General features: G+C 71.4%; 7 protein-coding genes. 1 reads left to right on the plus strand and 6 read right to left on the minus strand.

What is annotated here, in order from left to right; translation table 11 throughout:
• Positions 1 to 13: 13 nt before the first annotated feature.
• The 3 genes from P3T29_RS06615 to P3T29_RS06625 all read right to left on the minus strand — a co-directional run bounded on the left by P3T29_RS06615 (position 14) and on the right by P3T29_RS06625 (position 5,402).
• Positions 14 to 1,489 carry a maltokinase gene (locus P3T29_RS06615; RefSeq protein WP_280715336.1) on the minus strand — a complete coding sequence of 492 codons (1,476 nt, stop codon included), beginning with the start codon at positions 1,487 to 1,489 and terminating at the stop codon, positions 14 to 16.
• 239 nt (positions 1,490 to 1,728) lie between these two features.
• Positions 1,729 to 3,450: a maltose alpha-D-glucosyltransferase gene (treS, locus tag P3T29_RS06620; protein ID WP_280715337.1), complete on the minus strand. Its 1,722-nt coding sequence runs from the start codon at positions 3,448 to 3,450 to the stop codon at positions 1,729 to 1,731.
• Positions 3,447 to 5,402 (minus strand): alpha-1,4-glucan--maltose-1-phosphate maltosyltransferase, encoded by a 1,956-nt coding sequence (locus P3T29_RS06625; protein ID WP_280715377.1) that lies wholly within the window; start codon positions 5,400 to 5,402, stop codon positions 3,447 to 3,449. The genes treS and P3T29_RS06625 overlap by 4 nt, the downstream gene beginning before the upstream one ends.
• Positions 5,403 to 6,315: 913 nt before the next feature.
• Here P3T29_RS06625 and glgP point away from each other — a divergent pair.
• The gene (gene glgP, locus P3T29_RS06630) at positions 6,316 to 9,006 is read left to right on the plus strand and encodes an alpha-glucan family phosphorylase (RefSeq protein WP_280715338.1); all 2,691 of its coding nucleotides are present in this window, start codon (positions 6,316 to 6,318) and stop codon (positions 9,004 to 9,006) included.
• A 118-nt stretch (positions 9,007 to 9,124) separates the two neighbouring features.
• Here glgP and P3T29_RS06635 read toward each other — a convergent pair whose 3' ends face one another.
• From P3T29_RS06635 to P3T29_RS06645, 3 genes are read right to left on the minus strand one after another with little or no spacing between them, the layout of a single operon-like run.
• Positions 9,125 to 9,634: a DinB family protein gene (locus tag P3T29_RS06635; protein WP_280715339.1), complete on the minus strand. Its 510-nt coding sequence runs from the start codon at positions 9,632 to 9,634 to the stop codon at positions 9,125 to 9,127.
• A 41-nt stretch (positions 9,635 to 9,675) separates the two neighbouring features.
• Positions 9,676 to 11,508 (minus strand): ABC transporter ATP-binding protein, encoded by a 1,833-nt coding sequence (locus P3T29_RS06640; RefSeq protein ID WP_280715341.1) that lies wholly within the window; start codon positions 11,506 to 11,508, stop codon positions 9,676 to 9,678.
• The gene (locus P3T29_RS06645) at positions 11,505 to 13,430 is read right to left on the minus strand and encodes an ABC transporter ATP-binding protein (protein WP_280715342.1); all 1,926 of its coding nucleotides are present in this window, start codon (positions 13,428 to 13,430) and stop codon (positions 11,505 to 11,507) included. The genes P3T29_RS06640 and P3T29_RS06645 overlap by 4 nt, the downstream gene beginning before the upstream one ends.
• Positions 13,431 to 13,470 lie beyond the last annotated feature (40 nt).

Below are 13,470 nucleotides of genomic sequence, written 5' to 3' on the forward strand. Positions count from 1 at the left end.
GTCGGGGGCGGCGTCAGACGGTGAGGGCCAGGCGGTTGATGGCGGCCAGCGGGATGGGCAGCCAGCTGGGCCGGTGCCTGGCCTCGTAGACCACCTCGTACACCGCCTTGTCGATCTCCAGCGCCCGCATCAGCTCGGGTGAGGCGCTCGGATCGCTGCCCCCGCCGGCGCTGTACCCCGCGCAGTACGCCGTACGGTTGCGCGCCGCCCAGGCCGCCGCGAGGTGGGCCAGCTCCGGGTCCGGCGGGGCGCCGGCCAGCAGGTGGGCGGCCGCGTAGTCGAAGGAGCGCAGCATGGCCGCGACGTCGCGCAGGGCCGGCTGCGGGAGCCTGCGTTCGGCCAGCGGCTTCGCGGGTTCCCCCTCGAAGTCCAGCAGGACCCAGCCGTGCGGGGTGCGCATCGCCTGCCCCAGGTGCAGGTCCCCGTGGATCCGTTGGACGGGTACGCCGTCCAGGTGGTCCGCCGTCAGCTGGCGGAAGGCGGTGCGCAGTGCGGGCCGGTAACGCAGCAGGCCGGGGACGGCGGACACCGCGTTGTCCAGCCGGTCCGCCATCGCTCCGGCGAGCAGGCCCAGCTGGGCCCGGTCCAGCCGGTCGACCGGCATCGAGCGGGCCAGCACCCGGTGCACCTCGGCGGTGGCGCGGCCGAGCCGGTGCGCCTCGATGGCGAAGTTGCCCGGCGAGGGGTCGCCCTTGAGCCGGGCGACCTGGTCGAGCGCGAGCTCCCAGCCGTCCTCCGCGTCGGGCAGGTAGCGCTGGAGCAGCCCCAGAGTGGCTGGTTCCGACCGCTCCATCCGGCTCTCGAACCACGCGGCGACCCGGGGGATCCGGGTGGAACCGGCCCGGGACAGGGCGAGCGAGAGCTCCAGGTCCGGGTTGGTGCCGGGGCTGATGCGGCGGAAGAGCTTGAGGATGAAGGAGGTGCCGTAGATCACCGAGCTGTTGCTCTGCTCGGCGGTGCTGGCGCGCCCCGGGAGGTTGCCGGGCAGGCCGGGGCCCGGGGTGCGGCGGAAGGCGAGTGCGCCGAACCGGTCTCCCGTCGCCAGGTGCTCCAGCAGCCGGCCCGTCAGTTCCGGGTCGTGCAGCGCGTCGTAGAGCACCGCGCCGTCGTACGGGCCGCCGGTCAGCCGCCCGAGCACGGTGGACGGGGCGAGGCCCGAGGGCTGCTGCGAACGGGTGCCGAGCAGCAGCTGGTAGATGTCGCCGCCGCCGGCGTGTTCGACCCTCAGCAGCAGGTGCAGCAGCGCCGGGTCGCCGACCTGCAGCGGAGTGCCGAGCACCGGCGTGAGGCCGGTGATCGCGCGCCCCTTGCCGGCGTACCAGCGCTGGCCGGGCAGCCAGGCGGAGATCAGCGGCAGCGCGGCCTGCACCAGCTCGCTGACCCCGGGGGCGGTTCTCCGAAGCCCGGCACCACGCGTCGCGACGGGCACGGGAGTGCCCTCGGACGGCTCGTGGTGCACACGGGCTTGAGAACGGGAGGTTTCGGACATGACTCCCTTTCCCCGGAAGCGGGCTGACTGCCCGACGGGTCTGGCCGGGTCCGTCAGTCTTCCGGATTTCGGCGGCGCGACGGCGACGGCACGCGAGCAGGGCTCGGGTGTCACGCCTTAGTGTGGGTGGCCGTTGGGCTGTTCTCCGTACGCGGCGGTGCAGAGATCTCCGGGGGCGCGAGTTCTGTCTCTCGCGCCCCCGGAGGTGACGAGCCTGATGGATCGTTACTTCGCGGTTGTCACTTCGCGCGCGGATCGTTGTTCCGCGCGGGGTTGCGCAGCTGGAACCAGTAGAAGCCGTGCCCGGCCAGGGTGAGCAGATAGGGCCACTCGCCGATGGACGGGAAGCGCACGCCGCCGATCAACTCCACCGGATACCGCCCGCTGTACCGCCGCAGGTCCAACTCGGTCGGTTGCGCGAACCGCGAGAAGTTGTTCACGCACATGACCAGGTCGCCCTCGTGCTCGCGCACGAAGGCCAGGACGGCGGGGTTGCTGGAGGGCAGCTCGGTGTAGCTGCCGAGACCGAACGCCGGGTTGAGCTTGCGGATCTCGATCATGCGACGCGTCCAGTGCAGCAGCGAACTCGAACTGCTCTGCTGCGCTTCGACGTTGGTCACCTGGAAGCCGTACACCGGATCCATGATGGGCGGCAGACTGAGCCTGCCCGGGTCGGCGGAGGAGAAACCCGCGTTCCGGTCGGGCGTCCACTGCATCGGCGTCCGGACCCCGTCCCGGTCGCCGAGCCAGATGTTGTCGCCCATCCCGATCTCGTCCCCGTAGTACAGGACGGGAGAGCCGGGGAGGGCGAGCAGCAGGGCTGTGAACAGCTCGATCTGGTTCCGGTCGTTCTCCAGCAGCGGGGCGAGCCGGCGCCGGATGCCCACGTTGGCGCGCATTCGCGGATCTTTGGCGTACTCCGCGTACATGTAGTCGCGTTCCTCGTCGGTGACCATTTCCAGGGTCAGCTCGTCGTGGTTGCGCAGGAAGATACCCCACTGGCAATTGCCCGGAATGGTGGGCGTTTTCGCGAGGATCTCGGAGACCGGATAACGGCTCTCCCGGCGGACGGCCATGAAGATCCGCGGCATCACCGGGAAGTGGAACGCCATGTGGCACTCGTCGCCGCCGGAGGCGAAGTCGCCGAAGTAGTCGACCACGTCCTCGGGCCACTGGTTGGCCTCGGCGAGCAGCACGGTGTCCGGGTAGTCCGCGTCGATCTCCTTGCGGACCCGGCGCAGGAACTCGTGCGTCTCGGGGAGGTTCTCGCAGTTGGTCCCCTCGCGGGCGAACAGGTACGGCACCGCGTCCAGCCGGAAGCCGTCGATCCCGAGGTCCAGCCAGAACCGCAGGCCCCCGATCATCTCCTCCTGCACGCGCGGGTTGTCGTAGTTCAGGTCCGGCTGGTGCGAGAAGAACCGGTGCCAGAAGTACTGCTTGCGGACGGGGTCGTACGTCCAGTTGGAGGACTCGCTGTCGACGAAGATGATCCGGGCGTCCGGGTACTGCTTGTCGTCGTCGGCCCACATGTAGAAGTCGCCGTACGGGCCGTCCGGGTCCTTGCGGGACTCCTGGAACCACGGGTGCTGGTCACTCGTGTGGTTCATCACGAAGTCGATGATCACCCGCATGCCGCGCGCGTGCGCGGCGTCGGTGAACTCCACGAAGTCGGCCAGGTCGCCGAACTCGGGCAGCACCGACTTGTAGTCGGCCACGTCGTAGCCGCCGTCGCGCAGCGGCGAGGCGAAGAACGGCGGGATCCAGAGGCAGTCCACGCCGAGCCACTGCAGGTAGTCCAGTTTGGAGGTGAGCCCCTTGAGGTCACCGATGCCGTCACCGTTGCTGTCCTGGAAGGACCGCACGAGGACTTCGTAGAAGACCGCGCGTTTGAACCACTCCGGGTCCAGGTTCTTCGGAGAGGTGTCGGCGAAGGTGTCGGGGACGGGCTCGTTCACTGTCACTGAGGGTTCCTCCGAACCGTGAGGAGGTGGGCCGGCTCGGCGGATGGGTCGAGCCGGACATAGTTGTGCCGGCCCCAGGTGTAGCTCGCGCCGGTCAGCTCGTCGTGCACCGTGAGCGGGCCTTCGCCGTCGAGGGTGACGGTGGCTTCCTGAGGGTGGTGCGGGTCGAGATTGACCACCACGATCACCCGGTCCGGCAGGCCGTCCTCGGTGGTCGCGGTCTTGCTGTACGCGATGACGTGCTCGTTGTCGGTGGGATGGAACCGCAGGTCGCGCAGCTGTTGCAGGGCCGGATGGCGGCGGCGCAGGCGGTTGAGGGTGGTCAGCAGCGGGGCGAGGGTGTCGGTGCGGGTCCAGTCGCGCGGGCGGAGCTCGTACTTCTCCGAGTGCGCGTACTCCTCGCTGCCGGGTGCGGCGGGTTCGTTCTCGTAGTGCTCGTATCCGGCGTAGACGCCGTAGCTCGGGGCAAGGGTGGCGGCGAGCACGGCGCGTAGCGCGAATGCGGCCCGGCCTCCGGTCTGGAGGTGTTCGGGCAGGATGTCGGGGGTGTTGGCGAAGAAGTTGGGGCGCATGTAGGCGGCGGCGTCACCGGTCAGCTCGGTGAGGTACTCGGTGAGTTCGGCCTTGGTGGTGCGCCAGGTGAAGTACGTGTAGGACTGGTGGAAGCCGACCTTGCCCAGGGTGTGCATCATCGCCGGGCGGGTGAACGCCTCGGCGAGGAAGACCACGTCCGGGTCGGTACGGGCGATGTCGCCGAGCACCTTCTCCCAGAAGACCACCGGCTTGGTGTGCGGGTTGTCGACCCGGAAGATCCGGACGCCGTGCGCCATCCAGTGCCGCAGCAGGCGCAGCGTCTCCTTGACCAGGCCGTCCAGGTCCTGGTCGAAGTTGAGCGGGTGGATGTCCTGGTACTTCTTCGGGGGGTTCTCGGCGTACGCGATGGTGCCGTCGGCCCGGTGGGTGAACCACTCGGGGTGCTTGTTGACCCACGGATGGTCGGGGGAGCACTGGAGGGCGAAGTCGAGGGCGATCTCCAGGCCGAGCGCGGTGGCCTCGGCGACGAAGTGGTCGAAGTCCTCGATGGTGCCGAGGTCCGGATGGACCGCGTCGTGGCCGCCCTCCGGCGAGCCGATCGCCCACGGGGAGCCGACGTCGTGCGGCCCGGCGCTGAGGGTGTTGTCCGGGCCCTTGCGCCAGGCGCGTCCGATCGGGTGGATCGGCGGGAGGTAGAGCACGTCGAAGCCCATCGCCGCGACGGCGGGCAGCCGTTCGGCAGCGGTGCGGAAGGTGCCGGAGACGGGCGGGGTGTTGCCGTCCGGGTCGACGACCGCGCCCTCCGAGCGCGGGAAGAACTCGTACCAGGCGCCGTACAGCGCCCGCTGCCGGTCCACCTGCAGCGGCAGCGGGCGCGAGCTGCTCACCAGCTCCCGCAGCGGGTAGCGCGCCAGCAGCTCCAGCACTTCCGGGACGAGCGCGGAGGCGAACCGGCTGAGCGGCGGCAGGGTGGTGTCGCGCAGCGCGTCCACGGCGGCCAGGACGTGCGCCCGGCCCTCCTTCTTCGGCACGCCCGTGGCGGCGCGGTCCAGCAGCTGCGCGCCCTCTTCCAGCACCAGCGCCGTGTCGATCCCGGCGGGCAGCTTGACGGCGGCGGTCTTACGCCAGGTCGCGAACGGGTCGCCCCACGCCTCGATCAGGTAGGACCAGCGGCCGGCCGCCGTCGGGGTGACGTACGCGCCCCAGCGGTCGGTGCCCGGGGCCAGCTCGCGCATCGGCGTCCACGGGCCGCTGCGGCCGCGCGGGTCGCGCAGCACCAGGTTGGCGTTGACCGCGTCGTGCCCCTCACGGAAGACCGTGGCGGTGACGAGGAACCGCTCGCCCACCACGGCTTTGGCCGGGCGCCGCCCGGCGTCGATGAGGGGGGACACGTCCAGGACGGGGATGCGGCCGATCACGGTGTCGCTCTCTGTCGTCTTGCGGGCGGAGGTCTTGCGCGGGGCGGCCTTGCGGGCGGGAGGCGTCGTCTTCGCCACGGTGGCCCGGGGGGCTGTCGTCTTCGCTTCGGCGGCCTTGGGAGCGGGGCTCTGTGGTGAGGTGCCCTGGGGTGCGGTGCTCCTGGGTGCGGCGGTCTTCCGGGGGGCGCGCGGGGCCGGGAGCGGGGGCTCCGCCCCTGACGGTGTGTCGGGTTGGCTGGTCGCCGAGGTGGACTGGTCCCGCGTGTCGCCGTGCATGCCAAGCTCCTGCCCGAGATCGGCGGCAGCTCCCGCCGGCCGGTGCAGGGCCAGGGGAGTACCGGGAGGACTGCTGGGGTGAGAGAGGACGTGCGACCGGAGACCTGACCCCCGCCGCAGCAGCCGTCAACCTGCCCGTCTCCGGCCTGATCCCGAAGGGACCGCGCGCGTCCCGGCGCGCGGCCCTCCGGGCGCGCCCCGGAGCGACCCAACCCACCCGAAAACGATCGGGAGCAGGAAGAGGACACGCCTGATGAGCACCGCAGAGGCCAAACGGGCTAACGAAGATGATGGTTCGCCAGGGGGGAAGGTTCCGGACGTGGGGCAGCAGGGGGCACCAACCGGATCGCACTCCCCACGGCTCCAACGACCTTTGTGCATCCTCGCACCACCGGCAAGACCTACGGGTGGGTAAGCGCGCGATTTCGGACGGTAGGCGGGGGCATATCGACCAGTGGAAACGTAGCCGTTCCAGACTGTTCACACGCTGGGAGCGCGTGTGCCGCACCGATTGCGCCCCCTCGCGCCCCCCGTGCACCCGAGTGCGCCGAATGTGATCTCACCAATGGTCCGAACGGGTGTGTAAGACGACAGTTGACGACCCATCATGTGATGTCTCGGGTCTAGGCTTCAGGTCGTGAAGGCAATCCGCAGATTCACCGTCCGCACCGTCCTGCCCGAGCAACTCAAGCCGCTGCACGAACTCGCGCTCAACCTCCGCTGGTCCTGGCACCCCGAGACGCGGGAGCTCTTCCGCTCCGTCGACCCGGAGGTCTGGGCGGCGGTCGGCGAGGACCCGGTGCGGCTGCTCGGCGAGGTACCGGCAGGCAGGCTCGCCGCCCTGGCGGCCGACCGCCGTTTCCTCCGCCGACTGGGCGACCTCTCCGACGACCTGCGCGACTACCTGACCGGCCCGCGCTGGTACCAGTCCGCGCTCCCATCCGCGCTCCCACCGGGCGACGGCAGCAGTCCGCTGCCCGCCGGCATCGCCTACTTCTCGCCCGAGTACGGCATCGCCGCCACCCTGCCCCAGTACTCCGGCGGCCTCGGCATCCTCGCCGGGGACCACCTCAAGGCCGCCAGCGACCTCGGCGTGCCGATCATCGGGGTCGGGCTCTTCTACCGGCACGGCTACTTCCGCCAGTCGCTCTCCCGGGACGGCTGGCAGCAGGAGCGGTACCCGCTGCTCGACCCGGACGAGCTGGCCGTCAGCCTGCTCCGGGAGAGCGACGGCACGCCCTGCCGGGTCGAACTCGCGCTACCGGGCGGCCGGACTCTCGCCGCCCACATCTGGAAGGCCCAGGTCGGGCGCGTCCCTCTGCTGCTGCTCGACTCCGACATCGAACCGAACACCGCTGCCGACCGGAACGTGACGGACCGGCTGTACGGCGGCGGCAGCGAGCACCGCCTGCTCCAGGAGATGCTGCTCGGCATCGGCGGCGTCCGCGCCGTCCGTACGTACTGCCGCCTCACCGACCACGCCGCGCCCGAGGTCTTCCACACCAACGAGGGCCACGCCGGCTTCCTCGGCGTGGAGCGGATCCGCGAGCTGGTCGACGCGAGCGGCCTCGACTTCGCCGCCGCGCTGGAGGCTGTCCGGGCCGGCACGCTGTTCACCACCCACACCCCGGTCCCCGCCGGGATCGACCGCTTCGACCGCGACCTGGTCGCCCGGCACTTCAGCGGCGACACCGCGCTGCCCGGCGTCCCGGTCGACCAGGTGCTTGCGCTCGGCGCGGAGCACTGGGAGGGCGGCGACCCGAAGCTCTTCAACATGGCCGCGATGGGCCTGCGCCTGGCCCAGCGCGCCAACGGGGTCTCGACGCTGCACGGCGAGGTCAGCCGGGGCATGTTCAACGGCCTCTGGCCGGGCTTCGACGCGGCGGAGGTGCCGATCACCTCCGTCACCAACGGCGTTCACGCCCCCACCTGGATCGACCCGGCGGTGGTCCGCCTCGGCGTGGCCGAACTCGGCCTGGAGCGCGCCGAGAACGCCATGATGACGGGCGACACCAAGCGCTGGACGGGCCTGGAGAAGATCCCCAACGCCGAGATCTGGGAGCTGCGCCGCACCCTGCGCGCACAGCTGGTGGACGAGGCCCGCCGCCGGGTCCGCGCCTCCTGGCGCCAGCGCGGCGCGGGCGACGCCGAGCTCGGCTGGGTCGGCTCGGTGCTCGACCCGGACGTGCTCACCATCGGCTTCGCCCGCCGGGTCCCCTCGTACAAGCGGCTCACCCTGATGCTGCGGGACCCGGCCCGGCTGCGGGCCCTGCTGCTGCACCCGACCAACCCGATCCAGATCGTGGTGGCCGGCAAGGCGCACCCCGCCGACGACGGCGGCAAGCGCCTGATCCAGCAGATGGTCGCGTTCGCCGACGACCCGGCGGTGCGGCACCGGATCGTCTTCCTGCCCGACTACGACATGGCGATGGCCCAGCACCTCTACCCGGGCTGCGACGTCTGGCTGAACAACCCCCTCCGCCCGCTCGAGGCCTGCGGCACCTCAGGGATGAAGGCTGCGCTGAACGGGTGTCTCAACCTCTCCGTCCTGGACGGCTGGTGGGACGAGTGGTACGACGGCCAGAACGGCTGGGCGATCCCCACCGCCGACGGCATCAGCTCCGACCTCGACCCGGAGAGCACCGAGGCGGAGCGGCGGGACGACATCGAGTCAGCCGCGCTCTACGACCTGATCGAGCACCAGGTCGCGGCCCGGTTCTACGACCGCGCCTCGGACGGGCTGCCGCACCGCTGGATCGCCATGGTCCGGCACACCCTGGTCACGCTCGGCCCGAAGGTGCTGGCCGGCCGGATGGTCCGGGAGTACGTCGAGCGGCTGTACGCGCCGGCCGCCGCCGCGCAGCGCGAGCTGTCCGCCGCCTCGGCGGGGGCCTCGCACGCGGGTGCGCGGGTGCTGGCGGAGTGGAAGTCCCGGGTCCGGCAGGGCTGGCCCGCCGTCCGGGTCGAGCACGTCGAGGCCGAAGGCCCGGCGGAGGCCCAGGAGTTGGGCTCGACGCTGACCCTGCGGGCCCAGGTCTCACTCGGCCTGCTCCGACCGGGTGACGTGGAGGTCCAGGTGGTCTCCGGCCGGGTGGACGAGACCGACGGCCTCTCCGACGCCGTAGCCCTCGCCCTCAAGCCGGTCGGCGGCCCCGACCTGGACGGCCGCCACCGCTACGAGGGCTCCCTGGAACTCTCCCGCACCGGCCCGTTCGGCTACACCGTCCGCGTCCTCCCCACCCACCACCTGCTGGCCTCCCCGGCAGAGCTGGGTCTGGTGGCCCTCCCGGTGGAGTCGGCGGGGATGGAAACGGGACTGCTGCGGTAGCCCGTTGGACAGGACGGGGTGACCAACAGGGGTGTGAGGAACTGCGCGAACTCGGAAGGCAGCGGTCTGCAGCCTCCCGCCTAGCGCAAGTTCCTCGCCCCGGGCCCTGGTGGAGCCGCTACGCGCCGACGACTCCGTCGATGCCCTCGCGCAGGAAGTCCGCGTGGCCGTTGTGGCGGGCGTACTCGGTGATCACGTGGAGCATGACCATCCGGAGGGAGACGTCCTCGCCCCACCTGGCGAAGTGGCCGGTGAGGTCGAGGGAGTCCGCCGCTGCCTCGATCCGGCGGGAGTGGTCGACCTCGGCCTGCCAGGCGGCGAACGCCTCCGGGCGGGTGGAGGTGGTCGCGTCGTACGCCTCCTGGAAGTCGAACTTGTCGGACCAGACGAGCGGGATGTCCTCCTGGTTGATCACCCGGCGGAACCAGGTGCGCTCGACCTCGGCCATGTGCCGGACCAGGCCGAGCAGGGAGAGGGTCGAGGGCGGCATCGACTTGCGCCGCAGGTCCTCGTCGGAGAGGCCCTCGCACTTCATGGCGAGCGTGGCGCGGTGGACTTCGAGGTAGCCGCGCAGGGTCTCGCGCTCGTCTCCGGTGCGGGGCGGGTCGATGCGGTTGTCGGTGGTCACTGGTGATTCCCGTTCTGTGGTGCTCAGATGAGGCGCGGTGCTCAGACTAGGCTGTCCCGCCAGGTCCGGTGGAGGTCGGCGAAGCGGCCCTGGCCGCTGATCAGGTCGGCGGGGGTGCCGTCCTCGACGATCAGGCCCTCTTCCATCACCAGGACGCGGTCGGCGATCTCCACGGTGGAGAGCCGGTGGGCGATGATCACGGCCGTCCGTCCGGCCAGCACGGTACGCATGGCGCGCTGCACCGCCTGCTCGCCGGGGACGTCCAGTGAGGAGGTCGCCTCGTCCAGGATCAGCACCGCCGGGTCGGCGAGCAGGGCGCGGGCGAAGGCCACCAGTTGGCGCTGGCCGGCCGAGATCCGGCCGCCGCGCTTGCGGACGTCGGTGTCGAAGCCGTCCGGCAGCGCCATGATGAAGTCGTACGCGCCGATCTCGCGGGCCGCCCGTTCGATGTCCGCGCGGGAGGCGTCCGGCCGGCCGATGCCGATGTTCTCGGCGACCGTCCCGGAGAAGAGGAACGACTCCTGGGTGACCATCACCACCGAGCGCCGCAGCTCGGCGTTGGAGAGTTCCCGCAGGTCGACGCCGTCGAGGGTGACCCGGCCGCTGGTCGGGTCGTAGAACCGGGCCAGCAGTTTGGCCAGCGTGGACTTGCCCGCGCCGGTCGCGCCGACCACGGCGGTGGTCCGTCCGGCGGGCAGCACCAGGTCGAAGGCGGGCAGCACCTCCTTGCCCGTCCGGTACGCGAACCGCGTACCGATGAACGCGACCTCGCGGCCCTTGCTACCAAGAGCGGGCAACGAGACCGGCGCGGCCGGTTCGGCGACGGTCGGCTCGTGGGCGAGCAGGCCGGCCATCTTCTCCAGGGCGGCGGCGGCCGACTGGTAGCTGTTCAGGAACATCGCCAGCTGGTCGATCGGGTCGTAGAGCCGCCGGAGGTAGAGCACGAAGGCGGTGAGCACGCCGAGTTGCAGGCTGCCCTCGGTGACCAGGACGGCGCCCAGCAGCACCACGCCGGTGATCCAGATGTTGGCGGTGGCCCGGGAGAGGCCGACGTACCGGGCCATCTCCAGCAGGCCGTCGGCGGTGGCGGTGGCCGACCGCCGGTTCGAGGCGTCGAAGGTGGCGTCGTTGGCGGCCTCGCGGCGGAACGCCTGTACCGGGCGGATGCCGTTCATGGTCTCGGTGAACTTGACGATCACCGAGGCGACGGCCGTCCGCGAGCGCCGGTAGACCCGCAGCGAGCGGCGCCGGAAGGAGCGGATGACCAGGTACATCGGCAGGAAGGAGACCAGCGCGACGAGCCCGAGCCGCCAGTCCATCACCAGCAGCAGGACGGAGATGTAACAGACCGACAGGATCACCGTGAGGAGTTCCTGCAGGCCCTCGTTGAGCAGCTCGCGCAGCGCGTCCACGTCGCTGGTGGCCCGCGAGATGATCCGGCCCGAGGTGTAGCGCTCGTGGAAGTCCAGGCTGAGCCGCTGGGCGTGCTGGAAGATCCGGCCGCGCAGGTCGACCAGGATGTCCTGGTTGATCAGCGCGCTGAGCCGGATGAACGCGCGTTGCAGCACCGTGCTGAGCGCGGCGCAGCCGAGGTACGCCGCCGTCACCGCGATCAGCGGGCCGCTGTCGTGGTCGCGCAGCGCCGGGATGCCCCGGTCCATCGCGATGGCGACCAGCAGCGGGCCGGACTGCAGCGCCGCCTGCTGGATCATGATCACCAGCATGGCGAAGGCGATCCGGCGCTTGTGCGGGCCGAGCAGCTGGCCGAGCAGGGCCCGGGCGGCGCCGGGTGGGACGGGTATGTCCTCGTCCTCCGCCGTCGTGAGGGTCGGCTCCTCGGTGTCAACAGACGGTTCGAGCGTAGTGGTGGTCATCGCGCGGGGCTCCCTTCGAGCGCGGGGGCGTCGAGCACGGGATCAGCGGCCTCGCCCGTCATCAGCTCGCGGTAGACCGGGGAGGTCTTCAGCAGCTCGTGGTGGGTGCCGACGGCCGTGATCCGGCCGTCGTCGAGGACGGCGACCCGGTCCGCGAGCAGTACGGTGCTCGGGCGGTGGGCGACCACCAGGGCGGTGGTGGAGCCGAGGACCTGACGCAGCGCCTGCTCGACCAGCGCCTCGGTGTGTACGTCGAGGGCGGAGAGCGGGTCGTCCAGCACCAGGAAGCCGGGCTCGCCGACCACCGCGCGGGCCAGCGCGAGGCGCTGCCGCTGGCCGCCGGAGAGGCTGAGGCCCTGCTCGCCGACCTCGGTGTCGACGCCGGCGGGCAGCTTCTCGACGAAGCCGGCCTGCGCGGTGCGCAGCGCGGCCGAGAGCTGCTCCGGGGTGGCGTCAGGGGCGCCCATCAGGACGTTCTCCCGGATGGAGGCGGAGAACAGGGTGGGTTCCTCGAAGGCGGTCGCGACGAGTTCGCGCAGCCGCTGCCGGGGGATGTCCCGCAGATCGCGGCCGTCCAGGGTGATCGAGCCGCCGGTGGCCTCGTACAGCCGGGGCAGCAGCGCCGTCAGCGTGGTCTTGCCGCTGCCCGTGGCGCCGACCAGGGCCATCGTCTCGCCGCGCCGGATGTGCAGGTCGATGCCGCGCAGCATGTCGGGCGTGTCGGTGGGGGCGTCCGGGTAGCGGAACCTGACGCCGCTGAACCGGATGCCCTCGTCCGCGAGCACGGCCCGGCCGGTCGGGCGCTCGACGTCCTCGGGTTCGTCCATCACCTCGAAGAACCGGTCCGTCGCGGTGGCGGCCTCGTTGGCGTACGCGAGCAGCCAGCCGAGCGACTCGACCGGCCAGCGCAGGGCGAGCGCGGTGGAGAGGAAGGCGACCAGGGTGCCGGTGGTCAGCTGGTCGTGGGCGACCAGGACGGCGCCGACGGCGAGCGCGCAGCCGAGCGCGATCTCGGGCAGGCCGACGATCACCGCCCAGAGGTTGGCGAGCAGCCGGGCCTTGCCGAGTTCGGTCTCGCGCAGTTCGCGGGTCTGCTGCCGGTAGCGCTCGGCCATCGTCCGGTGCCGGCCGAAGGCCTTGAGGACGCGGATGCCGAGGATGGACTCCTCGATCACGGTGGCGAGGTCGCCGGTCTGGTCCTGGGCTCGGCGGGCGGCCTTCGAGTAGCCGCTCTCGAAGTGCCGGGTGATCAGCACCAGCGGGACGGCGGGCGTCAGGGTGATCAGGCCGAGCCGCCAGTCCAGTACGAACATCATCACCGAGCCGGTCGCGAAGACCAGCGAGTTGACGATCAGGAAGACCAGCGGGAAGGCCAGGAAGAGCCGCATGGTGAACATGTCGGAGGTGGCCCGGGAGAGCAGCTGACCGGACGGCCAGCGGTCGTGGAACGAGACCGGCAGCCGTTGCAGCTTGGCGAAGAGGTCACCGCGCATCCGGCTCTCGACCCCGGCGAGCGGGCGGGCCACCAGCATCCGGCGGGCCGCGAACAGGCCCGCCTCGATCAGTCCGAGCAGCAGGAGCAGCCCGGCGAGCGGCCAGAGCCCGGCGTAGTCGTGGTGGGCGATCGGCCCGTCCACGATCGAGCGCAGCACCAGCGGAACGAGCAGCACACTGCCCGAGGCGATCGCGGCGCACAGCGTCGAGGCCGCGAGCCGCCAGCGCACCGCGCGCGCGTACGGCCCCAGGCGCAGCAGTGAGCGCACCGTGGACCGTCGGGGAGATGGTGACGGTGCGTCAGGTGCGTCAGATGTGCCGGGTTCGTCCGGCGTGTCGGGCGCGTCGGATCTGTCGGATCTGTCGGTGGACGGATCCTGTGGGTCCGCCGGGGTGGGCGGTGCGGTGGTCATCGGGTTCTCGTCCATCGCGGAGAGCGTAGGCCGGGAGCCGGTCATTTCTCATCCG

The organism is Kitasatospora sp. MAP5-34 (assembly GCF_029894335.1).
GTDB lineage: Bacteria > Actinomycetota > Actinomycetes > Streptomycetales > Streptomycetaceae > Kitasatospora.

What these genes read in the sequence shown, in the direction of transcription:
- P3T29_RS06640 (WP_280715341.1), bottom strand. Translation starts at nt 11,508, where the DNA reads ATGACCACCACTACGCTCGAACCGTCTGTTGACACCGAGGAGCCGACC.
- P3T29_RS06615 (WP_280715336.1), bottom strand. Translation starts at nt 1,489, where the DNA reads ATGTCCGAAACCTCCCGTTCTCAAGCCCGTGTGCACCACGAGCCGTCC.
- P3T29_RS06645 (WP_280715342.1), bottom strand. Translation starts at nt 13,430, where the DNA reads ATGGACGAGAACCCGATGACCACCGCACCGCCCACCCCGGCGGACCCA.